The sequence below is a fragment of the Bradyrhizobium sp. UFLA05-112 genome, assembly GCF_053572325.1.
In genome coordinates, this window is the sequence record NZ_JBANBK010000195.1 from 1 (window position 1) to 1,742 (window position 1,742).

At 61.9% G+C, this 1,742-nt stretch carries 1 protein-coding gene; it reads right to left on the reverse strand.

The features are described from left to right. Window positions 1-354 precede the first annotated feature (354 nt). Window positions 355-1,742 (reverse strand): RNA polymerase sigma factor RpoD (rpoD, locus tag SO180_RS42310; RefSeq protein ID WP_449384695.1); only part of this gene is annotated, 1,388 nt, incomplete at its 5' end.

Genomic DNA, 1,742 nt, shown 5'->3' on the forward strand with positions numbered 1-1,742 from the left:
TCGATGAGGCAATGCGGGGGTCAATTTTGGACGCCGATCCCCCGGCTTAGGGGGTCAATATTGCAGGCCGAATGACATTCGTCCGCCATTTGCGCTAGGGAGCCTGTCCGGCCTCCGCTTCCGACCGCATGTTGAACGTCCGCAACTGCCTCATCTCCGAAGTCGGGCACCGTCCACTCTTTTGTTTTGCCGTTGGAGGAGAAGCGGACATAGTTCGGGCCATCGCCTGGTGAATACGAGCCGCAGCCTGGATTGCTTCGTCGCAAGCGCTCCTCGCAATGACGGGGCGAGAGCCGGGTCAAAGAAAAACGGCGGGCTGTCGGCCCGCCGTTTTCGTTCTGATTGAAACTCGAATCAATTGTCCAAGAAGCTCCGCAGCTTCCTGCTCCTTGACGGGTGCTTCAACTTCCGCAGCGCCTTCGCTTCGATCTGACGAATACGTTCGCGCGTCACGCTGAACTGCTGGCCGACTTCTTCCAGCGTGTGGTCGGTGTTCATGCCGATGCCGAAGCGCATGCGCAGCACGCGCTCTTCGCGCGGCGTGAGCGAGGCGAGCACGCGCGTGGTGGTCTCGCGCAGATTCGACTGGATCGCGGCGTCGATGGGCAGGATCGCGTTCTTGTCCTCGATGAAATCGCCGAGATGTGAATCCTCTTCGTCGCCGACGGGTGTTTCGAGCGACAAGGGCTCCTTCGCGATCTTGAGGACCTTGCGCACCTTCTCCAAGGGCATGCCGAGCTTCTCGGCGAGCTCTTCCGGGGTCGGCTCGCGGCCGATCTCGTTGAGCATCTGGCGCGAGGTGCGCACGATCTTGTTGATCGTCTCGATCATGTGCACGGGGATGCGGATGGTGCGCGCCTGGTCGGCGATCGAGCGGGTGATCGCCTGCCGGATCCACCACGTCGCGTAGGTCGAGAACTTGTAGCCGCGGCGATACTCGAACTTGTCGACCGCCTTCATCAGGCCGATGTTGCCTTCCTGGATCAGGTCGAGGAACTGCAGGCCACGGTTGGTGTACTTCTTCGCGATCGAGATCACGAGGCGAAGGTTGGCTTCCACCATCTCCTTCTTGGCCTGGCGGGCTTCGCGCTCGCCCTTCTGCACGGAGTGCACGATCTTGCGGAATTCGCCGATCTCGAGACCCGTGAGCGCCGCGAGCTGATGTACCTCGTGGCGGAGGTCCTTGATGCGGTCCTTCTCGTGATGGACGAAATTCTTCCAGCCCTTGGCCGAAAGCTTTGACACCCGGTTGAGCCAGCGCGGATCGAGCTCGGAGCCGGTGTAGTTGCGCAGGAAGTCGTCACGCGCGACGCCATGGCTGTCGGCAAGACGCATCAGGCGGCCCTCGTGCGAGACGAGGCGCTTGTTGATGTCGTAGAGCTGCTCGACGAGTGAATCGATGCGGGCCTGGTTGAGGCGCAGCGACTTCACCTCGACGATGATCTCGTCCTTCAGCTTCCGGTACTTGCGCTCCTGGTGCGGCGAGAGCGACGGGCCGTGCGTCGTGCTCTCGAGCTGGTTCTGGATGTCCTGCTCCTGGAGCTTGCGCAGCTTCTTGTAGTTGTCGGCGATCTTGTCGAAGATCTCGACGACCTTCGGCTTGAGCTCGGCTTCGATCGCCGCGAGCGACATCTGGTTCTCGAACTCGTCGTCCTCGTCCATGTCGGCTTCGGCGGCGGCTTCCGCCGGATCCTTCTCGGCCTCAGTGCCATTGCCGACACCGGGCGCGGGACGGAACGGGG